The sequence below is a fragment of the Blastococcus sp. CT_GayMR16 genome, from assembly GCF_004570875.1.
GTDB lineage: Bacteria > Actinomycetota > Actinomycetes > Mycobacteriales > Geodermatophilaceae > Blastococcus_B.
Genome location: NZ_SPQK01000021.1, coordinates 63,014 through 86,220, shown reverse-complemented (window position 1 = coordinate 86,220; position 23,207 = coordinate 63,014). Strand labels below are relative to the sequence as shown.

Below are 23,207 nucleotides of genomic sequence, written 5' to 3'. Positions count from 1 at the left end.
GGCGCGGTCGTCGCCGTCGGCGGGGACGGGACGGTGCACGCCGCGCTCCAGGCGGTCGCGGGCACGTCGACGCCTCTGGCCGTCGTCCCGGCCGGCACCGGCAACGACCTCGTGCGCGCCCTGGGCATCCCGGTCGACGCCGTCGCGGCGGCCCGCGCGGCCGCCGAGGACCTCGCCGCGGGCAGGTCGCGAACCATCGACGCGGGACGGACCGGCGAACGCTGGTGGGCCACCGTGCTCTGCTGCGGCTTCGACTCCGCCGTCTCCGACCGGGCCAACCGGCTGCGCTGGCCGAAGGGGCGCCGCCGCTACGACGTCGCCGTCCTCGCCGAACTGGCCCGCCTCCGGCCCCGCGAGCTGACCATCGTCCTGGACGGCGAGGCGCAGACCCTGCCGATCACGATGGTCGCCGTCGGCAACACCCCCTGGTACGGCGGCGGGATGATGGTCTGCCCGGGCGCCGACCCCGCCGACGGGCTCTTCGACGTCACCGTCGTGGGGGCCACGAGCCGGCTCGAGCTGATGCGCACCAAGCCGCGGCTGACGGCCGGCACGCACGTCGAGCACCCGATGGTCAGCGTCCACCGCGCCGCCCGCGTGGAGCTGGAGAGCCCCGGCGTCACCACCTACGCCGACGGCGAGCCGGTCGCCCCGCTGCCCGCGGTCGCCGACTGCGTGCCGGGTGCGCTGACCGTGGTCGGCAGCGGCCGGGTCTGAGCCGCGGCTCGCGGAGCCTCGGAGTGCCGGTCGACGCCCTAGAATCGGGGGCATGTACGTGATCCATGTCACGGAGGCCGAGCTGGAGACAGCCCGGCACGCGCTGCGGGCGTATCTGTCGGCCTTCGGTCACGACGAGGCCGAGACCGTCGGGGAGATCAGGCGGGTGATCGCCAAGCTGGATTCCGCGCAGATGGACGGCGAGGACCCCCGCATCTCCGCCTGACCGTCCGGCGACCCGAGCCGTTCCCAGGCAAGGTCCTTACTGTGGAGGCATGTCCAGCCCCGCTGAGCGGTACGCGGCTGCGCGGCGGCGGACCGCTCATCCCGCGCTCTCGGACTTCACCGCCGACCTCGGGTTCTCCCTCGATCCGTTCCAGGTCGAGGCGTGCGAGGCGCTCGAGGGTGGTTCGGGCGTCCTGGTCTGCGCGCCCACCGGCGCCGGCAAGACCGTCGTCGGCGAGTTCGCGATCCACAAGGCCCTCGCCGAGGGGCGCAAGGCGTTCTACACGACGCCGATCAAGGCGCTCAGCAACCAGAAGTACGCCGACCTGGTGGAGCGGTACGGGGCGAAGAAGGTCGGGCTTCTGACCGGTGACAACGCCGTCAACGGCGACGCCCCCGTGGTCGTGATGACCACCGAGGTCCTGCGCAACATGCTCTACGCCGACTCACCGGCGATCGACGGCCTCGGCTACGTGGTCATGGACGAGGTGCACTACCTCGCCGACCGCTTCCGCGGCGCGGTCTGGGAAGAGGTGATCATCCACCTCCCGCAGTGGGTCACCCTCGTCTCCCTGTCGGCGACCGTCAGCAACGCCGAGGAGTTCGGCGACTGGCTGGTCACCGTGCGCGGCCACACGAAGGTCGTCGTCAGCGAGGTCCGGCCGGTCCCGCTCTGGCAGCACATGCTGGTCGGCAACCGGGTGTTCGACCTGTTCTCGCTGCGGCCGGCCGCCCATGCCGGCGAGCTGGGGGACACCGCCCGCAGCATGTCCACCCGCGAGCGCGGCGCCTCGGTCGTCGACCCCGAACTGGTGCGCTTCGTCCGCGAGCACGAGCGGCGGATCGACTCCTGGCACGGCGGGGGACCCCGCAGCACGCGCCGCGACGACTCCCACCGACCCCGGTACCGCGCCCCGGCGCGCTCCGACGTCGTCACCCGCCTCGACAACGCGGGCCTGCTGCCGGCCATCACGTTCGTGTTCAGCCGCAACGGCTGCGACGCCGCGGTGCGTCAGTGCCTGCTGGCCGGGCTGCGCCTGACCGACGAGGCCGAGCGGGCCGAGATCGCCGAGATCATCGACCGGCGGACCGGGTCGCTGCCGGAGGAGGACCTCCACGTCCTGGGCTTCTGGGAGTGGCGGGAGGGCATGCTCGCCGGCCTCGCCGCCCACCACGCGGGCCTGGTCCCGGCTTTCAAGGAGACCGTCGAGGAGTGCTTCGTCCGCGGCCTGGTGAAGGCGGTGTTCGCCACCGAGACCCTCGCCCTCGGCATCAACATGCCCGCGCGCAGCGTCGTCCTGGAGCGGCTGGTCAAGTGGAACGGCGAGGCGCACGTCGACGTCACGCCGGGGGAGTACACCCAGCTCACCGGCCGGGCCGGCCGCCGCGGCATCGACGTGGAGGGGCACGCGGTCGTGGTGTGGGCGCCCGGCGTCGACCCTGCCGTGGTGGCCGGGCTCGCGAGCACCCGCACCTTCCCGCTGAAGTCCTCGTTCCGCCCGAGCTACAACATGGCGGTCAACCTGGTCAGCTCCTTCGGCCGGGCCCGGGCCCGCGAGCTGCTCGCCTCCTCGTTCGCCCAGTTCCAGGCCGACCGCTCCGTCGTCGGGCTGGCGCGGGCCGCGGCCCGGCACGAGCAGGAGGCCGAGCGCTTCGCCGCCGAGATGCACTCCGACCATGGGGACGTCGGGCAGTACGCCGACCTGCGCCGGCAGATCAGTGACCGGGAGAAGGACCTCTCCCGGGACTCGCAGGCCAAGCGGCGCATCGAGGCGGCCGAGGCGCTGGAGGCGCTCCGGCCGGGCGACGTCATCCGCGTGCCGTCGGGCCGCCGCCAGGGGCTGGCCGTCGTCCTGGACGCCGGCATCACCGACCTGGCCGATCCGCGGCCGCTGGTCCTCACCGAGGACAAGTGGGCCGGCCGGCTGGGCCCGATCGACTTCCCGACCCCGGTCAGCGCGCTCGCGCGGGTCCGGGTGCCCAAGAACTTCAACCACCGCAGCCCGCACGCCCGCCGCGACCTCGCCGCCACCCTGCGCAACGCCCGCGTCGAGAACGACCTGGGCGCGCGCAAGGTCAAGCACCGCTCCGCCGCCGCCGACGACCCGGTGCTCGACGACCTGCGCCGCGCGCTGCGCTCCCATCCGGTGCACGAGCTGCCCGACCGCGACGAGCGTGTCCGGGTGGCCGAGCGGTGGCTGCGCGCGGTGCGGGAGGCCGACGGGCTGCAGCGCAAGATGACCGAGCGGACGGGTTCGCTCACCCGCCAGTTCGACGCGACCTGCGACGTCCTGGAGGAGCTGGGCTACCTCGTCCCGGAGGTGATCCCGCTGGTGCCCGCCGACACCGCGGTCGTCGGGGCGGTCGACGACCTGCCGGTCGTGACCGACGACGGTCGGCGGCTGTCCCGGATCTGGTCGGAGGCCGACCTGCTGGTCGCCGAGTGCCTCCGCGAGGGGGCCTGGCGCGGGCTCACCGCGACGGAGCTGGCCGCGGCGGCGTCCGCGGTGGTCTTCGAGGCCCGGCGGGACAACCCGGCGCTGCCCGCGGTGCCGGCCGGCAAGGTCACGGCGGCGATCGGCGAGATGCGCCGCATCCGGCTCCGGCTGCACGACGTCGAGGCCGACCACGGGGTGCGGGTCACCCGCGACCTGGACCTCGGGTTCGCCTGGGCCGCCTACCGATGGGCCGACGGCCAGTCCCTGGACCGCGTCCTGGCCGGGGCGGACCAGGCGGGCACCGAGCTCTCCGGGGGCGACTTCGTCCGCTGGACGCGCCAGCTCATCGACCTCCTGGACCAGGTCGCCAAGGTCGCCGAGGACCCGGTGGCCGGCGTGGCCCGGGCCGCGGTGGGCCGGCTGCGGCGTGGAGTGGTCGCGGTCGCGATCGGTGGCTGACCTGCGATTCGCGGCGCTCCGGAGGCGGGTCCGGTAGGGCACAATTCCGACGCCCCGTGACCGGTCGTCGCGGGGTCAGCCACGCCGGACCGGGGAGCGACCAATGACCAACCCGCCGCAGGGCAGCGACGATCAGGGCACGGGTGTGCCGGACGAGCCGGCCGGCGCGTCGCGGATGGATCCCGACCGGTATCCCACGCAGCCCGCACCGACGGTCGGGCCGACCACGCCGACGCCGGCGTACGGACAGCCGATGACGCCGCACGTCCAGGCCCCCCAGTACGGCCAGAGCCTGCCGTACAGCCCGCCGCAGCCGCCGCCGTACGGCCAGCCGCCGGCGTACGGGCAGCCGCAGCCCTACGGCCAGCCGCAGCCGGCGCCCTCGCCCCAGTTCGGCCCGCCCGCGTCGCCGGCCTACGGACAGCCCGGGTACGGCCAGCCCCAGCAGCAGTACGGCGCACCCCCGTACGGGATCCCGGGCCGGCAGTACGGCCAGCCGGCCGGAGGCCCGCAGCAGAAGTCCAAGATCGGCCTCATCGCCCTGGTCACGGGGATCGCGCTGCTGGTGATCGCCGGCGTCGTCGTCCTGGTGCTGTCGCTGCAGTCCACGGTGCTGGACCCGGCCGCGGTGGAGCGGGACGTCGCCGCCCAGTTCCAGGAGCGCGAGGGCGTCGCGGTCGAGCTGGACTGCGCCGAGGAGATGGCGGTGGACGCGAACGCCACCTACGAGTGCAGCGGCACCACGGCCGACGGCGAGTCGGTCACCCTCCAGATCGCCATCGCCGACGAGGACACCGCCGCCTACACCTGGACCGAGCCCTGAGCCGGCTCAGCCGAGTGCGTCCTCCGGCCACCCCAGGGCCGCGCCCAGCCGCCTGAGCGAGGACTCCAGGCCGTGGGCGGTCGCGAGGCCCGCGAGGGCAGCCGGATCGGCCGGTGCCCGGGGGAGCGTGCCTTCGATCGGCGGGAGGTCGATGGTCTTCGCGACCGCGACCACCACGGGTGCGGCGTCCAGGTAGGACGCCGCGGCGTGCATCTTCTTGAGCACGGCCGCGGTCAGCGGCGGCCTCGGGACGACGGTGCGCGCCACGGCGGCCCGGATGCCGGCCAGGTCGCCGAACTCGTTGATCAGCGCCGCCGCCGTCTTCGCCCCGACCCCGGCGACACCGGGCAGCCCGTCGCTCGGGTCCCCCCGGAGGACGGCGAAGTCGGCGTAGGCGCGGCCGGGGATGCCGTACTTGGCGGCCACCGCCGCCTCGTCGATCATCTCGATGTCGCCGATGCCGCGGGCGGTGTAGAGGATCCGCACGCCGCGGGCGTCGTCCACGAGCTGGAAGAGGTCCCGGTCGCCGGTGACGACGTCGACGGGCCGGCGGGCGCGGGTGGCGAGCGTGCCGATGACGTCGTCGGCCTCGTAGCCAGGGGCGCCGACGCGATCGATGCCGGCTGCGGCCAGCACCTCGATCAGCACTGGCACCTGCGGGCTCAGCTCGTCGGGCACCTCCTCGCCGCCCTCCGGCGCCACGCGGTGCGCCTTGTACGTGGGCAGCGCGTCGACGCGGAAGGCCGGTCGCCAGTCGTCGTCCCAGCAGGCCACCAGGCGGTCGGGACCGTGCGTCGTGAGCAGCCGCGCGGTCATGTCCAGGAAGCCTCGGACGGCGTTGATCGGCCGGCCGTCGGGCGTGGTGACGCTGGTGGGGACGCCGTAGAAGGCCCGGAAGTACAGACTGGCGGCGTCCAGCAGCATCGTCGTCACGAGTCCTCCTCGCTGGCGCTCGTCGGTCTCGTGCCGAGACGTGCTGTGCTTTTGCGTGATCTCGCAAGCTCGCTCACGACCGCGGACGGTAGCGGTCGGGCAACGATTACGGAGATCGGCGTCCTCCCTGGCTAGTCTGCGCAGGTGGGAACCGCGACATCTCCGGCCGCTTCCAGTCCGCTCGTGACGATCGACCGCGTGCACGCGGCCCGGGAGTTCGCCGCCGAGGCCGGGATCGACCTGCTCGTGCTCACCCCGGGATCGGACCTCCGTTACCTCTCGGGCTACTCCGCGCACGCCATGGAACGGCTGACGGCGCTGGCGGTCCCGGCGCGCGGTGAGCCCTTCCTCGTCGTCCCGCGGCTGGAGGCCCCGATGGTGGACGCGAGCCCGGCGGGGGGTCTCGGCTTGGAACTGCTCGCCTGGGACGAGACCGACGACGCGTTCGCGCTGCTCGCGCGGACGGCCACCGCTCGACTCGGCTCGGCGCCCAGCCGGGTCGCCGTCGGGGCGCGGTCCTGGGCCGAGCACGCCCTCGGCGTCCAGCGGGCGCTGCCCGGGTCGGAGCTGGAGATCGCCAGCCCGGTCATCGACCGGCTCCGGATGGTGAAGTCCGGAGCCGAGATCGAGGAGCTCGCCACCGCGGGCGCGGCCATCGACCGCGTGCACGCCCGCATGGCCGAGTGGCTGCGCGTCGGGCGCACCGAGGCCGAGGTGGGCGCCGACATCGCCGCGGCGATCATCGAGGAGGGGCACACCGGCGTCGACTTCACGATCGTCGGGTCGGGCCCCAACGGCGCCAGCCCGCACCACGAGCTGTCGGGTCGCACGGTGCAGGCCGGCGACCTCGTCGTTGTCGACATCGGCGGGGAGACGGCCACCGGCTACCGCTCGGACTGCACCCGCACCTACCTGGTCGGCGGTTCGGCCCCCGCCGACGTGGCCGAGTGGTACGCCGTCCTGCAGGCCGCCCAGGCGGCGTCGACCGCATCGGTGCGGCCCGGGGTGACGGCGGAGGACGTCGACGCCGCGGCCCGTCGGGTGATCGACGACGCCGGCTGGGGGGAGTACTTCATCCACCGCACCGGGCACGGCATCGGCCTGGACACCCACGAGGCGCCCTACATCGTCGCGGGCAACGAGCTGCCCCTGGAGCCGGGGATGGCTTTCTCGGTGGAGCCGGGCATCTACCTGGCCGGCCGGTGCGGTGCCCGGATCGAGGACATCGTGGTCTGCACCGACGACGGCGTCCGCAACCTGAACGGCGGTCCTCGTGAACTCGTCGAACTCCCCGGGTGAGCCGGCGGTCGGCGGCCCGCCGGCCGTCGACGTCGACCGGGCCCTGCTGGCCGCTCTCGCGCGGGACGGCCGGGCCAGCTACACCGACCTGGCCGAACGGGTCGGACTGTCGGTCTCGGCCGTGCACCAGCGCGTGCGGCGGCTGGAACAGCGCGGCCTGATCACCGGCTACCACGCCACGCTGGACGCCAAGGCGCTCGACCTGCCGCTGACCGCGTTCGTCTCGATCACGCCGATCGACGTCGCCCAGCCCGACGACGCCCCGGCGCGGCTGGCGCACCTGGCGGCCATCGAGGCCTGCCACTCCGTCGCGGGCGTGGAGAGCTACATCCTCAAGGTGCGGGTGGCCTCGCCGGACGCACTGGAGCACCTGCTGCAGGACATCCGGGCCGCGGCGAACGTCACGACCCGGACGACCGTCGTGCTGTCCACCTTCTACGAGGACCGCCCGCCGATCTGAGGCCACTACGGTCGGGCGCATGGCGACCAGCAGCGGCTTCTGGCTCACGAACCGGTTCGCCAACCCGGTGCTGCGCCGGCTGCTGCGGACGTCCGCCGGCGCGCGCCTCGGCCGCGGCCTCATGGTGGTGCGGTACACCGGCACCGTCACCGGCCGTCCGCGCGAACTGGTCGTCCAGTACGCCCGGGACGGCGACACGGTCTGGGTCCTCGTGGGGCAGGCCGACCGCAAGACCTGGTGGCACAACCTCCGGCAGCCCGCGGATGTCGACCTCTGGCTGGCAGGAAAGCACGTTCGAGCCCGCGCCGTGGTCGTCGCCGGCGACGCGGAGCCGGAGCGGGCCGCCAGCGCGCTCGCCGCCTACATGCGGGCCGTGCCGCGGGCGGCCGCCGCCCTCGGGCTGCCGGCAGCCGATGAGCGCATTCCGCCGGACGCTGTGCGCACGGTGACGTTGGTCCGCGCCGACCTTGCGGGACGGACATGACTGGACATCGGTTCGAACATGTGTTCGCATAGGGCATGCGATGGGACGCGCAGCGCCTCGACCTCGAGGACCCCACGACGCTGCCCGGCATGCCGAGCATCCGCGGCCTGCTGCGCAGCGTCCAGGTGCCGGAGTTCCCCGGGCTGACCTTCCACGAGGTGCGGGCGAAGAGCGCGCTCAACCACGTTCCCGGTGAATCGGCGATGCCATTCCCGTGGACGATCAATCCTTTTCGCGGCTGCTCTCATGCCTGCCTCTACTGCTACGCCCGAAGTACGCATGAATGGCTCGAGCTGGACGCGGGCCACGACTTCGACAGCCAGATCGTCGTCAAGACCAACCTCGTCGACGTGCTCCGGAAAGAACTGCGCCGCCCGTCCTGGAAGCGGGAGCACGTCGCCCTCGGCACGAACACCGACCCGTACCAGCGGGCGGAGGGCCGCTACCGGCTGATGCCGGGTGTCATCGACGCGCTGGCGGAGTCAGGAACGCCGTTCTCCATCCTGACGAAAGGCACCCTCCTGCGCCGGGACCTCCCGCTCCTCGCGGAGGCGGTACGCAGGGTTCCGGTCGGACTCGGGGTCTCGATGGCGATCTGGGACGACGAGCTGCACGCGGCTCTGGAACCGGGCGTTCCCACGCCGCGGGCCCGCCTCGACCTCGTCCGCGCGATCACCGACGCCGGCCTGACGTGCGGTGTGTTCATGGCGCCGGTCCTGCCGGGCCTCACGGACGGCGTCGAGGAACTGGACGCGGCCATCGGCGCCGTCGCAGCCGCGGGGGCGACCGGCCTCACGGTCATCCCGCTGCACCTGCGCCCGGGTGCCCGGCAGTGGTTCATGGCCTGGCTGGGCCGCGCCCACCCCGACCTCGTGCCGCGCTACGAGCAGCTCTACGCGCGCCGCGCCTATGTGCCCGCCGAGTACCGGACCTGGCTCTCCCAGCGGGTCGCCCCACTGCTGGGCGCGCACGGGCTCGACCGGCAGAAGGGGGGCGCGGCCCGCCAGATAGCGACCGGCGTGCCCGGCGACGAGGAGGTGGGCTTCCCGGCCGGCAGCCTGCCGACCGGTGGCCTCCCCGGTGTCCGACCCAAGGGCGAGCCCGGCCCCGATCAACACGGTCCACCGTCCGCGGAGGTGGCCGAGCAGCTGTCGTTGCTCTGACGCCGCCTCAGCCCGCGAGCCGGGCGGAACGCGTGTGCGCGCGGGCGGCCCGCACCACGCCCCGTGACGAAACGGGTGGCGCACCCGCCGCCAGGGCCAGCCGCCGGTAGGAGTCGTAGGAGAGATCCCGGTACTCCAGAGCCAGCGCCTCCGCCCAGTCCTGCCTCGAGGGGGCGGCGGTCGCCCGCAGGTGCTGGGCGGTCCGGACGGCGTGCTTGGTGAACGTGGCCTGCAGGGCCTGGTTGGACAGTCGGCCGCCGATGTGCGAGTCCAGGCCCGGCCCACGGCGCAGCGCCGGCAGCACCCACGGACTGTCCGCCAGAGCCGGGAAACGGCCGCGGACGGTCTCCCAGGCGTGCCAGGCGGTCAGGGCCCCGGGCACCGACCACTCGCCGTCGTCGGTGGTGACGAGCAGCCGGCGCGCGGTGGCGCGCACCTGGTCGCGGCGCAGGGACCGGAACGCGCCGACCGGGGCAGGCCACGCCAGCGCGAGCGCGCACCACGCGACCGTCCGCAGGTGCTCCGGGTCCTCGCTGCGGATCTGGGTGAGGGGACGCAGGTCGAGCTCGGGCGGGTCGGGTTCCGGCGTGGCCACGCGGGGCAGCGCGATGCCGCCGTAGCGGGCGACCTTCGTGTACAGCGCGACGGTGGCCGGCTTCCAGCCGCGGGCGGCGGCCAGGGGATCCAGTCCGGTCTCGCCCAGTTGCTCCGGGCCCAGGCCCAGCTCCAGGGCGGCCTCGGCGAGGCGCCGCCACTGGGCGTCGTACCCGGGCGGAGCGTCCAGCCGGTGCCAGGCGCGGGCCGGGGGAGGGACCGGCATGTCGGGCAGCGGCTGCTGCCACCCACCTCGCATGCCAGAACAGTACCGTTATCCCCAACAAAAGTAAGGGTTTCACTTGTGGGCACCTGCCGTAGACGCCTTCCGCCGCCCTCCGGGCGGCATCGCAGCAATCGCGGGATCCGGCGGGGTCGTCGGCACGGGACCAGGGGGAGCAGCGGGACCACCGGTCCCGGGCAATACCCGTATCGCTGTTGGGGATAACGGTTGTGCAACTGTGCTGACCCGATGGGGTGGGTCGGCACAGTCCGCTCAGCGGCGGCGAAGCGGGCTGGCAATCATGAGCGGGTGCGAACCGTGGGCGTCGAGGAAGAACTCCTGGTGGTCGACCCCACGGGCCGGCCGGTCCCGCTGGGACCCGACGCCCTCGAGATCGCCGCGCGACGAGGAGAGGGCGAGACCGCCGAGGAACACGACAGCAACGACGACGACGGGAACGAGGCCTCTGCCGCCCATCTCGTCCCCGAGCTCAAGGCCCAGCAGCTCGAGCTGGGGACCCCGGTCTGCCACACGCTCGCCGAGGTCGAGTCCGAGCTCCGGTTCTGGCGCAGCCGGGCAGACGCCGCCGCCGCAGCGGTCGGCGGCCGCGTCGCCGCCCTGGCCACCTCACCCGTCCCCGTCGAGCCGGTCGCGACGGAGGGGGAGCGGTACGCCCAGATGCTCGACGCGTTCGGCCTCACCGCCCAGGAGATGCTGACCTGCGGCTGCCACGTCCACGTGGGCGTTGAGGACGACGAGGAGGGCGTCGCCGTCCTCAACCGGATCCGGGTGTGGCTGCCGGTGCTCACCGCCCTGACCGCCAACTCGCCGTTCTGGCAGGGCACCGACACCGGGTACGCCAGCTACCGGTCCCAGGCCTGGCACCGCTGGCCGTCGGCCGGCCCCAACGAGCCCTTCACGGACGCCGCCGACTACCACCGGCTGATCGACGCCGTCCTGGCCACCGGGACCGTCCTCGACACCGGAATGATCTATTTCGACGCCCGCCTGTCGGAGAAGTGGCCCACCGTCGAGGTCCGGACCGCCGACGTGCTCCTTCGCGTCGAGGACGCCGTCACCCTCGCCGGACTCGTCCGCGGGCTGGTGGAGACCGCCGCCCGGGAGGCCGAGACCGGCATCGCGCCGCCCCAGGTGCGCGCGGAGGTCCTGCGGGTCGCCGCCTGGCGGGCCGGGAGATCCGGGCTGACCGGGGACCTCATCGATCCCCGCAGCGGCACACCGGCGCCGGCCGCCGAGGTCCTGGCCGCTCTCCTCGAGCACGTCCGGCCGGCGCTCACCGACGCCGGAGACGAGCATCGCGTGTCCGAGGGCGTGGGAGAGCTGCTGCGCCGCGGCACGGGGGCGGACCTGCAGCGCCGGGTGCACCGGAGGACCGGCGGCGATCTCACTGCCGTCGTCCGCGCCGCCGTCGCCGTGACCGCCGGTGAGCCCGAGGACGCTGCCCAGGCGGTCCCCAGCCGCACCGACTAGATTCCGCCGCATGTACACCGCGAGCTGGCGAGACGTCGTCCGTCGCGATCTGTTCGGCGCGAGCCCCTCCCGCCGGGACCGGCCCTACCGGTTCATCATCCGCGTCGCCCTCGTCATCTTCCGGCTGTTCCGCTTCCGCTTCGACGTCCGCGGCTCCGAGCACGTGCCCACCAGCGGCGGCGCGATCATCTGCAGCAACCACGTCAGCTACTTCGACTTCACGTTCCTGGGCCTCGGTGCGCTGCCGCAGCACCGGCTGGTGCGGTTCATGGCCAAGTCGTCCGTCTTCGACCACTGGTTCGCCGGCCGCTTCATGCGCGCCATGCAGCACATCCCCGTCGACCGGAAGGCCGGCGCCGCCGCCTTCGAGTCCGCCGTCCGGGCACTGAAGGACGGCGACGTCGTCGGCGTCTTCCCCGAGGCGACCATCAGCAGCAGCTTCATGGTGAAGGACCTCAAGGCCGGCGCCGCCCGGATGGCCGTCCAGTCGGGCGTCCCGATCATCCCGGCCGCCGTGTGGGGCGGTCATCGCGTGGCCACCAAGGGCAAGGTGGACCTGCGTCGCGGGGTGGCGGTCACCGTCATCCTCGGCGAGCCGATCGTCGCCGAGCCGGGGGAGAAGGCGCAGTCGCTGTTGCGCCGCACCCGCGCCGCCATGGAGGAACTCCTCGACGAGGCCCAGCGCACCTATCCGCAGCAGCCGGCGGGCCCCGAGGACCGGTGGTGGCTGCCTGCGCACCTGGGCGGCACCGCACCCACGCCCGAGATCGCAGCGGCCGACGACGCGATCCGCGCCGCCGGAAAGGCCGCCACCTCCCGGAAGGCGACGCCGATCGCCCGCCTGAAGGCACTCGTCGGCCGGTCCTGACCGCCGTTCACTCGACGACGGCCGGCGCCGTCAGCCGGAACGCCTCGAGTTCGACGTCGTACCACCGCCGGAACCGTCCCAGCGGCGCCATGCCGAGCCGCCGGCAGACGGCCAGGGAGGCCTCGTTGCCCGGCCGGACGACGGCGTAGACCTCCGGCAGGCCCGCCTGGAACCCGCGCGCGATCACCGCGGCGGCGGACTCGGTCGCGTAGCCGTGGCCCCACGAGTCCGGGTGCAGGTGCCAGCCGACCTCCACCTCGCCGACGCCGTTCGGCAGGGGCTTGAACAGCACGGTCCCGGCCACCGAGCCGTCCGCCAGCTCGATCGCCCGGCAGCCGAACCGCCGGTCCAGGTCGTGGACGGCGGCCCAGCGGGCGACGATCTCCTCGGGCGCGAGCGACGGGGCGCCACCGAGCCAGCGGGTCACTTCCTCGCGGCTGTAGATGTCGGCCAGCCGGGCGACGTCCGCCGGCGACGTCGTCCACGGACGCAGCAGCAACCGCTCGGTCCGCAGCCCCGCACCGCCTCCCACCACGGCTGGTGCCTACCCGCGGGGGCGGCCCCGGGACACGTGTGGACGGGTGCTCAGGCGGCGGGCCGGGCGAGGAAACCCTGCGCCCACGCCGCTGCGGCGGCGGACTCGGTCTCGATGCGCCAGTCGACGTCCCGGGCCTTGTCCACCTGGTCGAACCAGACCACGCCGGCGATCTCGGGGCGGGCCGCGACCTCTGCCAGCATGGCGGCCAGCCACGCGGCCTTGTCACCACCGCTGTTGGAGCTGGCGACCTCGGTGACCCACATCGGGCGCGAGGTGATCGCCCGGAGCTCGGCGAAGGACTCGTCGAACAGGGCGCCGAAGGTCATCCAGTCGGTGTCCCAGCCGTCGCGGTGGTCGTCGCCCCAGTTGTAGTTGCTCACTCCGACGGCGTCGACGTAGTCGTCACCGGGATACAGCGGCGCCAGCTGCTGGGCACCGGCGTAGACCGCGTTCGGCGCCCACAGCCACTCGACGTCGGTCACCCCGAGCGCGGCGAACCGGTCGTGCACGTGCTGCCAGGCGAGGGCGAACTCGTCGATGCGGTTGCCGTTCACGCCGCTGCCCCACGGATACCAGTTGCCGTTCATCTCGTGCATCAGGCGCATGGTCACCGGGTGCCCGTACTCGGCGATGGATGCGGCGAACATGTCGATGTAGGCGTCGTGCCGGCCGTCGATGATGGAGGCAAGCGAATACGTCGGTTGCTGCGCGCGGTCCACGTCGACGTCCCAGGGCTCCCACGTGATCGACAGCCGGCTCCCACGCGCCGCCACCGCATCGGCGACGGTCCGGTCGAGCGGACGGCCGCGGCTCCACGCCTCGAAGACGTCGAAGACCTCGGGCGTCGTGCCCGTGACCTCGATGAAGCGGTCCAGGTCGGCCAGCGTCGGGGTGGACAGTCCCAGTGTCGGCGTACGGACGACCTGCGGGACGACGGGGACCGTGGGCGTCGCCGACGGGGCGACGGAGGAGGTCGCCGGAGACCCGGGGGCCGCCTCGGACTGGTCGTACACCGCACCGGAGGCGACCACGATGTAGGTGACCAGCGCGGTCAGGGCGGTCGTTGCCCCCGCGAGGAGTCGGTACCTGCGGCGGGGTCTGCGGGTCCGACTGGAAGGCAGGGTCACGTTGGCCCATCGGCACCGACCAGGGCAGACGTGAGCCGAAACGGGGGACGCGTACCCCCGTCCGGGGGATAGCCCCCTTTCGGGTACCAGGAACCCCGGAATCCTGGCCGCTGCCCCGGCGGGAGCACAGGCTGGACGGGTGAGCAGCGCCGCACCAGCCATGCCGAGGCACGTGCCGGAGCGTCGCCAGGACGGTCGGCTCTACGGCCGGACGGCCACCGAGGTCACCGGGCCCCTCCAGCCGAGCAGCGACCGGGTGAGTTACCGCGATGCGCTCACCCCCTCCCAGCGCCGCGGCGTGCTGGCGCTCGGCTGGCTCCATGTCGCGGTCGCGCTGGCCCTCACCGGTTACCTGCTCGTCCCGACCAACCTGCCGCGGCTGCAGGCGGGACTGCTGATCGACGCCGTCACCGTCGCCGGCCTGGTCGTGATGGTGGTGCTGCAGCTGATCGCCGCCGTCCGCACCTGGACGGTCACCTACCACGCCGGCCAGGCGCGGGACCCGATCCCCATGCGCCCCCAGCCGGGGCTGCGGGTGGCGGTCCTGACCACGATCGTGCCGGGCAAGGAACCGGTCGAGCTGGTGATGGCGACGCTGCGCGCGATGCGGCGCATCCGGCACGACGGCGTCCTCGACGTGTGGCTGCTCGACGAGGGGGACGACCCGGAGGTGCGGCGGCGCTGCCAGGAACTCGGTGTCCGGCACTTCAGCCGCAAGGGGCGCCCGGAGTGGAACCAGCCCAGCGGTGCGTTCCGCGCCCGCACCAAGCACGGCAACCACAACAGCTGGCGGGTCGAGCACGAGCTCGAGTACGACGTGGTCGCCCAGATGGACCCCGACCACATCCCGTTCCCGAACTTCCTGGAGCGGACGCTCGGCTACTTCGCCGACCGTGACGTCGCGTTTGTCGTCGCCCCGCAGGTCTACGGGAACCTGACCGAGTCCTTCGTCGCGCGCGGCGCGGCGGAGCTGGCCTACCTCTTCCACGGCATCATCCAGCGCGGCGGGAACGGCCACGACGCACCGCTGCTCATCGGCACCAACCACCTGTACCGCCCGACCGCGTTCCGGCAGATCGGCGGCTACCAGGACTCGATCATCGAGGACCACCTCACCTCGATGGTCGTGTTCGCGTCGGTCAACGAGGAGACCGGCGGCAACTGGAAGGGCGTCTACACACCCGACATCGTCGCGGTGGGGGAGGGCCCGGCCACCTACTCGGACTTCTTCAGCCAGCAGAAGCGCTGGGCGTACGGCATCTGGCAGATCGCCCGGCAGCACTCGCCGTGGGTGTTCCCGGAGATGCGGACCGCCCAGCAGCGGCGGTCGTTCTTCGCCCTCCAGACGCACTACCCGACCACCGCGGTGGCCTGGGTAGGCGGCGTCGTCCTGTCGATGCTGTACCTCGTCGGCGGGGTGTCCGTCACCCACCTGCCGGTCCTGGAGTGGGGGGTGCTGTTCGTCGCCAACCTGTTCCTCGGGCTGCTCTTCGCCTTCTGCATGCGCCGCTTCAACCTGGTCGAGCACGAGCGCCGCTCCTGGGGCCTCGCCGGCATGCTCCTGGACCTGGTCACGGCCCCGGTGTACGTCGCCGCGGCTGCCGCGCAGCTGGCCGGGCGGCCCCTGTCCTACGTCGTCACGGCGAAGGGGAGCGCGGCCACCCGCGACAGCTGGCGCACGTTCCGGCCCCACCTGCTCTGGGCGGCTGTGGCGGGCGGGTCCATGCTCACCGGAGAGGCCTTAGGCCACCACTACCCGGCGCTCTACGCCTGGGCGGGGTTCACCGCGCTCATCTGCCTCGTGCCGCTCGCGCACGTCAGTCTCGGCCGCGTGGTGGAGCTGCTGCCGGTGCGGTCGGCACGCATTCGCCCGGTGTTGCCGACCCGCCGGCTGGGGGAGCTGCTCGTGGCCCGCGGCGCGCTCACGCACGCCCAGCTGCAGCAGCTGCTGGACCTGCAGGCCACCCGCGACGAGGGCTGGATGCGGCTCGGCGACCTCGCCGTCGCGGAGGGGCTCATCAGCCCGCAGCAGCTCGTCGCCGGGATGTTCCCCTCGACGGCCATGCCGGTCCGCGAGGCCGTGGCTGCCTGACCCCTGGTCGGCTCAGGCCAGCAGGTCGGCGGCGGACGCGGCCCGTGAACTCGCCGCCCGCACCTCGGCCGCGACGGGGTCGTGCTCCCGGTCGGCCCACCACGCCTGCCCGCTCGCCGGCAGCGTCGCGATCGGGTCGTAGTAGGTGTACCGGCGGTCCAGCGCGGCCTCGTCGGTGCGCTCGATGCCGGTGCGGTAGTTCTTCGTCCAGTAGCTGATGCCGCGCTCGCGGTCGTACTCCGCGACCTGGTGCACCCAGCGCTTGCCGACATAGGGGACGTCGCACACGATCCGCGGCGTCGCGAAGCCGGGCAGGTAGCCCATGATGTCGTGCTGCAGCGTCTGGGCCTGGGCCAGCGAGACCCGCCAGTGCTCGGCGCTGGGGATCATGTCGCACATGTAGAAGTAGTAGGGCGTGACGCCGGCGCCGTCGAGCAGCGCGAAGCAGAGGTCGAGCAGCTGCCCGGCCGAGTCGTTGACACCCTTGAGCAGCACGCCCTGGTTGCGGACGTCGCGCACCCCGGCCGCCAGCATCGCCTGTGCCGCCTCGGCGACCAGCGGGGTCACCGACTGGGCCGAGTTCACGTGCGTGTGGACGGCGAGGGAGACCCCGCGGGCGCGGGCCGTCGTCGCCAGCCGGGTCATGCCCTCGACGACGTCGTCCTGCAGCCAGTGCTGCGGCATGCCCATCAGAGCCTTGGTCGCCAGCCGGATGTCGCGGACCGACTCGATCTCCAGCAGGCCGGCCACGAACGCCTCGAGGTTCTTGAACGGCAGGTTGGCGACGTCGCCACCGGAGACGACGACGTCGCGGACACCCGGCGTGGCCCGCAGGTACTCGAGCATGAGGCCCTGCCGGTCGACCGGCTTGAGCTCGAACTTCAGCTTCGGGACGGCGGGCGTCGAGTTGCCCACCAGGTCCATGCGCGTGCAGTGGCCGCAGTACTGGGGGCAGGTCGAGAGCAGCTCGGCCAGCACCTTGGTGGGGTAGCGGTGCGTCAGCCCCTCCACGGCCCACATCTCGTGCTCGTGCAGCGAGTCGCGCGCGGCGTAGGGGTGGCTGGCGGCCGCGCCGTCCAGCCGGTCGGACGCCACGGGGAGCATGTAGCGGCGCACCGGGTCGGCCAGCATCGCGGCCGTCGTCGGCACCTGACCGGGCACCATGGTGTTGAGCATCTGCGGCGGGAGGAGCAGCGACATCGTGGCGCGGCCGGCCTGGTCGGCCTCGACGTCGGCGTAGAAGGCCTCGTCGAGCAGGTCGCCGTAGACGCCCCGGAGCTGGCGGAGGTTCTTCACGCAGTTGACGCGCTGCCACTGGGCGCTGCGCCACTGCTCGTCGGTCACGTCGGCGAATCCGGGCAGCCGCCGCCAGTCGGGCTCGACGAGTTCGCGCGCCGAGTACTCATACGGCTGTTCGAGCACGGTGCCGCCTTTCCTGGACCGGTGCAGCGGGTCTCCGCAACACGGGTGAGCTTACGGGAGAATCTTCGGCAGAACACGTCCGACGCGATAGGTTCTTCTGCACCGAACGGGTGAGACGGGAGAGACAGGTGCTCAGTACGGGACAACGCGCCCTCGGCGTGCAGCGGGTCCTCGACCCGGCCGGCGTGCTGCCCCAGGCGGCCCGGCGGCTCGACGCCGATCCGGCGGTCGGCCCCGACGAGGTGCGGATCGCCGTCCAGCGGCTGAACCTCGACGCCGCGTCGTTCCGGCAGCTGTCGGAGTCCCACGCCGGCGATGGCGAGGCCGTCCGCGCCGCCGTCGTCGACATCGTCGCCACCCGCGGCAAGATGCAGAACCCGGTGACCGGCTCCGGCGGCATGCTGATCGGGGTCGTCGATGCCGTCGGCCCGGAGTCGCCGCTGGGGCTGGCGGTCGGCGACCGGGTGGCCACCCTGGTCTCGCTCACCCTCACCCCGCTGCGGATCACCGACGGGCTGGCCCGCTGGGACGGCCGGTCGGAGCAGGTTCCCGCGGAGGGGACGGCGATCCTCTTCGCCCGCTCGATCGCCGCCGTCCTGCCCGACGACCTGCCGGACGCCGTCTCGCTGGCCGTCCTCGACGTCTGCGGGGCGCCGGCCGCCACCGCCCGTGTGGTCGAGCGGGCCCGGGCGCGGTCGGTCACGGTGCTGGGAGCCGCCGGCAAGTCCGGGTGCCTGTCGCTCGCCGCGGCCCGGGCCGTCGGGGCGCTGGAGCTCACCGGCCTGGTGCGCACCGAGGCGGAGGCCGCCGCGCTGACCGCGGCGGGCCTGGCCGACCGGGTCGTGGTCGCCGACGCCACCGACCCCCTCGCCGTGGCCGCGGCGGTCGGCACACCCGCCGACGTCACGGTCGTGTGCGTCGACGTCCAGGGCGCGGAACACGGAGCGATCCTGGCCACGGCCGACGGTGGGACCGTGGTCTTCTTCTCCATGGCGACGTCGTTCTCGGCGGCGGCCCTCGGCGCGGAGGGGATGGCAGCGGACGTGACGATGCTCGTCGGCAACGGCTACACACCCGGTCATGCCGACCTCGCGCTCGGGCTGTACCGGTCCGAGGCCGGGGTGCGCGCGCTGATCGACCCACGGGTCGTCGAATGAGTCTGCTCGTCACCGACGTCACGGTGGGCGACCGCCCCGGTCGCGCCGTGCACGTCGTCGACGGCCGGATCGCCTGGGTGGGCGACGCCGCCGAGGCATCGGGCGCCGAGCGCGTGATCGCGGGGGAGGGAGCGCTGCTGACCCCCGCCTTCGTCGACGCCCACGTCCACGCGACGGCGACCGGCCTGGCGCTCACCGGTCTCGACCTCCACTCGAGCTCCAGCCTCGCCGAGACCGTCGCGCTGATCGGACGATTCGCGCAGCGGTCGCCCGGGACCATGATCGGCACCGGCTGGGACGAGACCGGCTGGCCGGAGCGACGCGGCCTCACCCGCGCCGACCTCGACGCCGTCCTCGGCTACCGGCCGGCGTACCTGGCCCGCGTCGACGTGCACTCCGCCACCGTCTCGACCGCCCTGCTCGACAGCATCCCCGGCGTCGCCGACCTGCCGGGCTTCTCGCCCGACGGCCGGCTGCGGCTCGACGCCCACCACGCCGCCCGGCAGGCCGCCTACGGCGCGGTCGACACCGACCAGCGTCGCGCCGCGCAGCGCGCCACCCTCGACGCGGCCGCCGCCCTCGGCATCGGCAGCCTGCACGAGATGGCCGGCCCGGAGGTCTCCGGCGTCGACGACCTCGCCGGCCTGCTGGCGCTCGCGGCCGAGCAGCCCGGCCCCGAGGTCGTCGGCTACTGGGGCGAGCTCGCCGAGCGCGGCGGCCTCGACGTCGTCCGCGAGCTGGGGCTGGCCGGCGCCGGTGGGGACCTGTTCTGCGACGGCGCCCTGGGTTCGCACACCGCGGCGCTGGGCGGGGGGCCCTACGCCGACCGTCCGGACACCGCCGGCACCCTGCGGTTCGCAACCGGCCAGCTCGTCCACCACATCCGTACCTGCACCGCCGCGGGGATCCAGGCCGGCTTCCACGTGATCGGCAACGCCGCGGTCGCGCAGGCCATCTACGCGGTGGAGGCCGTGGCCGCCGAACTCGGCCGCCCCGCCGTCCGGGCGTGCCGGCACCGACTCGAGCACGTGGAGCTGATCGATCGGGTCGACCTCGAACGGATGCGTGATCTGGGGATGGTCGCCAGCGTCCAGCCGGCCTTCGACGCGGCCTGGGGCGGGGACGCCGGGATGTACGCCGAGCGGCTCGGCGTCGAGCGAGCCCTGGCCGCCAACCCCTTCGCCGCCTTCTCCGACGCCGGCGTGGTCCTGGCCATCGGCAGCGACGCCCCGGTCACCCCGCTGGACCCGTGGGGCGGGGTGCACGCCGCCGTCGACCACCGCACGCAGAGGTCGGGCCTGCGCCCCTTCGACGCGTTCGACGCGGCGACCCACGGCGGCTGGTACGCCGCCCGCGCCGAGCATCCGATCGGCCCGCTGGCCGTCGGCGCCCCCGCCCACCTGGCGCTGTGGGCCACGAACGAGACCCTGTCCGCCGTCCTCAGTGACCGAGCAAGGCCGGTCTGCCGGCACCTGCTGGTCGACGGCGAGCCGATCGGAGCCATCGCATGAGCAGCCTGAACCTCGACCCGACCCTGGTCGCCCGGGCGCGGGAGCTCGCCGCCCTGGCCGCCCAGCCGGTGATCGACCTCGCCCACCGGCACACCACCGTCTCGGTCGAGCGGGCGGTGCTGCGGCTGGCCGGGCTGACCGGCACCGACCCGGTGACGGGGGAAGGGCGTACGGAGGACCGCGTCCCGTGGGTGAATCGGGTGGTCGACGCCGTCCGCGACCAGGTGGGCCTGGAGTCCGGGGTAGCCCTCCCGGTCTGGCACGCGCTCGCCTCCGGCGCCGCGCCCGACCTGCAGACCCTCGCCGAGCAGGTCGGCGCGGGTACCGCCCGGTTCGCCGTGCCCGACGGCGTGCAGGCCGAGCGTGCCCAGGAGGCCGCCTCCGCGGCTGCCGCCGCCGGGATCGCCCGCATCGACGCCAACCGGCGGCGGCGGGAGGAGCTGGTGGCGCTGCACGGCGACCCGCCGCGGCGGCCGTGGATCTACCTCATCGTCGCGACCGGGGACATCCACGAGGACATCCCGCAGGCCCAGGCGGCCGCGCGCGCCGGTGCCGACGTCATCGCCGTCATCAGGTCCACCGGCCAGTCGCTGCTGGACTACGTGCCGGAGGGCGCGACCCGCACCGGCTACGCGGGCACCTACGCCACCCAGGAGAACTTCCGGCTCATGCGGGCCGCCCTGGACGACGTCAGCGCCGAGCTCGGCCGCTACGTCCGGCTGACCAACTACGCGAGCGGCCTCTGCATGCCCGAGATCGCCGTCCTGGCCGGGCTGGAGCGGCTGGACATGATGCTCAACGACGCGATGTACGGGATCCTCTTCCGCGACATCAATCCGAAGCGCACCTTCGTCGATCAGCGGTTCAGCCGGATGGTGCACGCCCGGGCCGGGATCATCATCAACACCGGCGAGGACAACTACCTCACCACCGCCGACGCCGTCGACGAGGCGCACACCGTCACGGTCAGCCAGTTGCTCAACGAGACCCTGGCCAAGGAGGCCGGCCTCGAGGACTGGCAGCTCGGCCTCGGGCACGCCTTCGAGATCCAGCCCGACCTGCCGGAGTCCTTCCGGCTCGAGCTCGCGCACGCCCTGCTCGCTCGCACCCTGTTCCCCGACGCACCGCTGAAGTGGATGCCGCCGACCAAGCACATGACCGGCGACGTGTTCCGCGGCTATCTGCTCGACGGGTTCTTCAACCTCGCCGGGGCGCTCACCGGCCAGGGCATCCTGCTCGTGGGGATGATGACCGAGGCCGTCGTCACCCCGTGGCTGTCCGACCGGGACCTGGCGCTGCGCAACGTGCGGTACGTCCTGAACGCGGCCGGCAACCTGGCCGAGGACTTCGCGCCGCCCCCGGGCGGGTTCATCGACCGCCGGGCGCACACGGTGCTGACCGAGGCCGTCGACCTGCTGGGCCGGATCGCCGACCACCCCGAGGGGCTGATCCAGGCCATCGCCGACGGCACCTTCGGCATCACCAAGCGGCCGATCGACGGCGGCAAGGGGCTCGGAGGCGTCGTCGAGCTCGGCCCCGACGCCTACAACCCCGCACTCGAGCTGCTGGAAGCGAAGGAGACGTCGCATGCCTGACGGCAGCATCGTCCGTCCCTACGGGGACACCACCGGCGACGGCATGATCCAGACGTCGTTCACGCTGCCCGTGCCGATGGGGCCCAAGGCCGAGGGCGCCGCGCTGCAGCTGGCGACGAAGATGGGCATCGAGCCGGCGATGGTGGTGCACAGCCACGCCATCGACAGCGGTTACACGTTCTTCGTCGTCTACGGCAGCGTGAAGCACCTGGTCGACCTCGACGAGGTGCACGTGGAGGAGCGCGCGTACCCCCTGCTCACCTCCGGCGAGGTCAACGGCGCGATCAAGGGGCGGCTGCACCGCGAGCTCGTCGTCCTGGGCGCCTGTATCGGCACCGACGCCCACACGGTCGGCATCGACGCGATCCTCAACGTCAAGGGCTTCGCGGGGGAGAAGGGCCTGGAGTACTACCGGGAGATGGCCGTGACGAATCTCGGCGCCCAGGTCACGGTGCCCGAGCTGGTGGCCCGCGCCCGCGCCGACCGCGCCGACGCCGTCCTCGTCTCCCAGGTGGTCACGCAGAAGGATGCCCACCTGCGCAACACCCGCGAGCTCGCTGCCGCCTTCCGCGAGGCAATGGGGGAGTCCCGCCCGCTGCTGGTCGTCGGCGGGCCCCGCTTCGACCCGGCGATGGCCGGCGTACTCGGCGTCGACAAGGTCTTCGGCCGGGGGACGACGCCCGGCGAGGTCGCCAGCTACCTCATCCACGCCCTGATCCCGAACGAGGAGACCGCCGCATGACCGAGCAGGACCCGCGACTGGGGCTGACCATCACGCACCGCCGCTACGTGCCCTACGCGCACGCCCACTACGGCGGCTCCCTCGTCGACGGCGCCTACACCCTCGGCCTGTTCGGCGACGTCGCCACCGAGGTCGCGATCGTCATGGACGGCGACGAGGGCCTGCTGGCGGGCTACTCGGAGGTCCGCTTCCTCGGCCCGGTCCGCGCCGGCGACGTCCTGGAGGCCACATGCGAGGTCGTGCGCATCGGCCGCCGCAGCCGCGAACTGCGCTGCACTGCACGCGTCGTGGCGCGGGCCGAGCCCGAGCGCGGGCCATCGGCTGCCCGGGTGCTCGAGCAGCCGATCACGGTCGTAGAGGCCACCGCGGCGCTGGTGGTGCCGGCGTCCGGGTGACCGGGCCGCGGGCCGCCGGTCGATGTAACGATCAGGTCACAGTCCCTCTCTCGGTCACCGTGCGTACCCACACGGGCGCGGTCCGTTCTTACAGTCGCTGCAGTTCCAGACCGGGAGCACCGGAACGTGCTCTCCGGGTGGACTCGTGCGGCCCCCCGGCAGACTGCCGGGCCGAGGGGGCGACGGGCCTCCGGAGGATGCGTACCGGCGTGACCGGCGGAGCCCGCCCGATGTCCGCGCCCTCAGACAACGGTCGTGCCGATCGCCCCCAGCGACCGGCCGTCCGGCCCGAAGATGCGGAACGCGGGCGGCGCGACCGCCGGTGCTGACCCGGACGGTAGAAGGACCCCTGCCCCCACCCACTCGCAAGCTCGCGGTGGGACCCTGCAGCGGGCCGTAGCGGGATGGGATGCTGGGTCAGGACCGCGGCAGCGCAGCGGCGGTCCGGACC

General features: G+C 73.5%; 21 protein-coding genes. 16 read left to right on the top strand and 5 right to left on the bottom strand.

What is annotated here, in order from left to right; genetic code table 11:
- The 4 genes from E4P38_RS19155 to E4P38_RS23025 all read left to right on the top strand — a co-directional run.
- Nucleotides 1–717 (top strand): diacylglycerol kinase family protein (locus tag E4P38_RS19155; RefSeq protein ID WP_135133550.1); only part of this gene is annotated, 717 nt, incomplete at its 5' end.
- 52 nt (nucleotides 718–769) lie between these two features.
- Nucleotides 770–943, top strand: coding sequence for a hypothetical protein (locus tag E4P38_RS23030; protein WP_167760628.1), 174 nt, complete (start codon nucleotides 770–772; stop codon nucleotides 941–943).
- Nucleotides 944–992: 49 nt separating this feature from the next.
- Nucleotides 993–3,839, top strand: coding sequence for a DEAD/DEAH box helicase (locus tag E4P38_RS19150; protein WP_135133549.1), 2,847 nt, complete (start codon nucleotides 993–995; stop codon nucleotides 3,837–3,839).
- Nucleotides 3,840–3,942: 103 nt separating this feature from the next.
- A complete protein-coding gene (locus tag E4P38_RS23025) occupies nucleotides 3,943–4,662 on the top strand; it encodes a DUF4333 domain-containing protein (protein WP_167760627.1) in 720 nt (239 codons plus the stop codon).
- A 6-nt stretch (nucleotides 4,663–4,668) separates the two neighbouring features.
- On the opposite strand, the gene E4P38_RS19140 is transcribed toward E4P38_RS23025, so the two are convergent.
- On the bottom strand, nucleotides 4,669–5,586 hold the full coding sequence (locus tag E4P38_RS19140; protein ID WP_135133569.1) for a 5'-3' exonuclease: 918 nt from the start codon (nucleotides 5,584–5,586) through the stop codon (nucleotides 4,669–4,671).
- A gap of 192 nt (nucleotides 5,587–5,778) precedes the next feature.
- Here E4P38_RS19140 and E4P38_RS19135 point away from each other — a divergent pair, with 192 nt between their 5' ends.
- The 4 genes from E4P38_RS19135 to E4P38_RS19120 are packed head-to-tail and all read left to right on the top strand — an operon-like array spanning nucleotide 5,779 to nucleotide 9,001.
- On the top strand, nucleotides 5,779–6,894 hold the full coding sequence (locus E4P38_RS19135; protein ID WP_135133547.1) for a Xaa-Pro peptidase family protein: 1,116 nt from the start codon (nucleotides 5,779–5,781) through the stop codon (nucleotides 6,892–6,894).
- Nucleotides 6,869–7,354 carry an Lrp/AsnC family transcriptional regulator gene (locus tag E4P38_RS19130; RefSeq protein ID WP_135133546.1) on the top strand — a complete coding sequence of 162 codons (486 nt, stop codon included), beginning with the start codon at nucleotides 6,869–6,871 and terminating at the stop codon, nucleotides 7,352–7,354. Before E4P38_RS19135 ends, E4P38_RS19130 begins: the two co-directional genes overlap by 26 nt.
- Nucleotides 7,355–7,373: 19 nt before the next feature.
- A complete protein-coding gene (locus E4P38_RS19125; protein ID WP_135133545.1) occupies nucleotides 7,374–7,838 on the top strand; it encodes a nitroreductase/quinone reductase family protein in 465 nt (154 codons plus the stop codon).
- A 35-nt stretch (nucleotides 7,839–7,873) separates the two neighbouring features.
- On the top strand, nucleotides 7,874–9,001 hold the full coding sequence (locus E4P38_RS19120) for an Rv2578c family radical SAM protein (protein ID WP_135133544.1): 1,128 nt from the start codon (nucleotides 7,874–7,876) through the stop codon (nucleotides 8,999–9,001).
- Between the two features lie 7 nt (nucleotides 9,002–9,008).
- On the opposite strand, the gene E4P38_RS19115 is transcribed toward E4P38_RS19120, so the two are convergent.
- Nucleotides 9,009–9,854, bottom strand: a complete 846-nt coding sequence (locus E4P38_RS19115; protein ID WP_135133542.1) for a hypothetical protein — start codon at nucleotides 9,852–9,854, stop codon at nucleotides 9,009–9,011.
- Between the two features lie 282 nt (nucleotides 9,855–10,136).
- On the opposite strand from E4P38_RS19115, the gene E4P38_RS19110 reads away from it, so the two are divergent.
- Nucleotides 10,137–11,309: a glutamate--cysteine ligase gene (locus E4P38_RS19110; protein WP_245161155.1), complete on the top strand. Its 1,173-nt coding sequence runs from the start codon at nucleotides 10,137–10,139 to the stop codon at nucleotides 11,307–11,309.
- 10 nt (nucleotides 11,310–11,319) lie between these two features.
- Nucleotides 11,320–12,177: a lysophospholipid acyltransferase family protein gene (locus E4P38_RS19105; RefSeq protein WP_135133540.1), complete on the top strand. Its 858-nt coding sequence runs from the start codon at nucleotides 11,320–11,322 to the stop codon at nucleotides 12,175–12,177.
- Between the two features lie 7 nt (nucleotides 12,178–12,184).
- Here E4P38_RS19105 and E4P38_RS19100 read toward each other — a convergent pair whose 3' ends face one another.
- Both E4P38_RS19100 and E4P38_RS19095 read right to left on the bottom strand, forming a co-directional pair.
- Complete coding sequence (locus E4P38_RS19100; protein ID WP_245161154.1) at nucleotides 12,185–12,712, bottom strand: GNAT family N-acetyltransferase; 528 nt, start codon at nucleotides 12,710–12,712, stop codon at nucleotides 12,185–12,187.
- A 50-nt stretch (nucleotides 12,713–12,762) separates the two neighbouring features.
- Complete coding sequence (locus E4P38_RS19095; protein ID WP_167760624.1) at nucleotides 12,763–13,842, bottom strand: glycosyl hydrolase; 1,080 nt, start codon at nucleotides 13,840–13,842, stop codon at nucleotides 12,763–12,765.
- A gap of 139 nt (nucleotides 13,843–13,981) precedes the next feature.
- Between E4P38_RS19095 and E4P38_RS19090 the strand changes: the two genes are divergently transcribed.
- Nucleotides 13,982–15,934: a glycosyltransferase family 2 protein gene (locus E4P38_RS19090; RefSeq protein WP_245161153.1), complete on the top strand. Its 1,953-nt coding sequence runs from the start codon at nucleotides 13,982–13,984 to the stop codon at nucleotides 15,932–15,934.
- Nucleotides 15,935–15,946: 12 nt separating this feature from the next.
- Here E4P38_RS19090 and E4P38_RS19085 read toward each other — a convergent pair whose 3' ends face one another.
- Entirely contained in the window at nucleotides 15,947–17,356 is a 1,410-nt protein-coding gene (locus E4P38_RS19085) for a lysine 2,3-aminomutase (protein ID WP_135133537.1), read from the bottom strand.
- 128 nt (nucleotides 17,357–17,484) lie between these two features.
- Between E4P38_RS19085 and E4P38_RS19080 the strand changes: the two genes are divergently transcribed.
- From E4P38_RS19080 to E4P38_RS19060, 5 genes are read left to right on the top strand one after another with little or no spacing between them, the layout of a single operon-like run.
- A complete protein-coding gene (locus E4P38_RS19080; protein ID WP_135133535.1) occupies nucleotides 17,485–18,513 on the top strand; it encodes an L-erythro-3,5-diaminohexanoate dehydrogenase in 1,029 nt (342 codons plus the stop codon).
- Nucleotides 18,510–20,024 carry an amidohydrolase family protein gene (locus tag E4P38_RS19075; protein WP_135133534.1) on the top strand — a complete coding sequence of 505 codons (1,515 nt, stop codon included), beginning with the start codon at nucleotides 18,510–18,512 and terminating at the stop codon, nucleotides 20,022–20,024. The genes E4P38_RS19080 and E4P38_RS19075 overlap by 4 nt, the downstream gene beginning before the upstream one ends.
- A complete protein-coding gene (locus E4P38_RS19070; protein ID WP_135133533.1) occupies nucleotides 20,021–21,619 on the top strand; it encodes a lysine 5,6-aminomutase subunit alpha in 1,599 nt (532 codons plus the stop codon). The genes E4P38_RS19075 and E4P38_RS19070 overlap by 4 nt, the downstream gene beginning before the upstream one ends.
- Nucleotides 21,612–22,361 (top strand): OAM dimerization domain-containing protein, encoded by a 750-nt coding sequence (locus E4P38_RS19065; RefSeq protein WP_135133532.1) that lies wholly within the window; start codon nucleotides 21,612–21,614, stop codon nucleotides 22,359–22,361. The genes E4P38_RS19070 and E4P38_RS19065 overlap by 8 nt, the downstream gene beginning before the upstream one ends.
- Nucleotides 22,358–22,756, top strand: a complete 399-nt coding sequence (locus E4P38_RS19060; RefSeq protein WP_135133531.1) for a MaoC family dehydratase — start codon at nucleotides 22,358–22,360, stop codon at nucleotides 22,754–22,756. The genes E4P38_RS19065 and E4P38_RS19060 overlap by 4 nt, the downstream gene beginning before the upstream one ends.
- Nucleotides 22,757–23,207 lie beyond the last annotated feature (451 nt).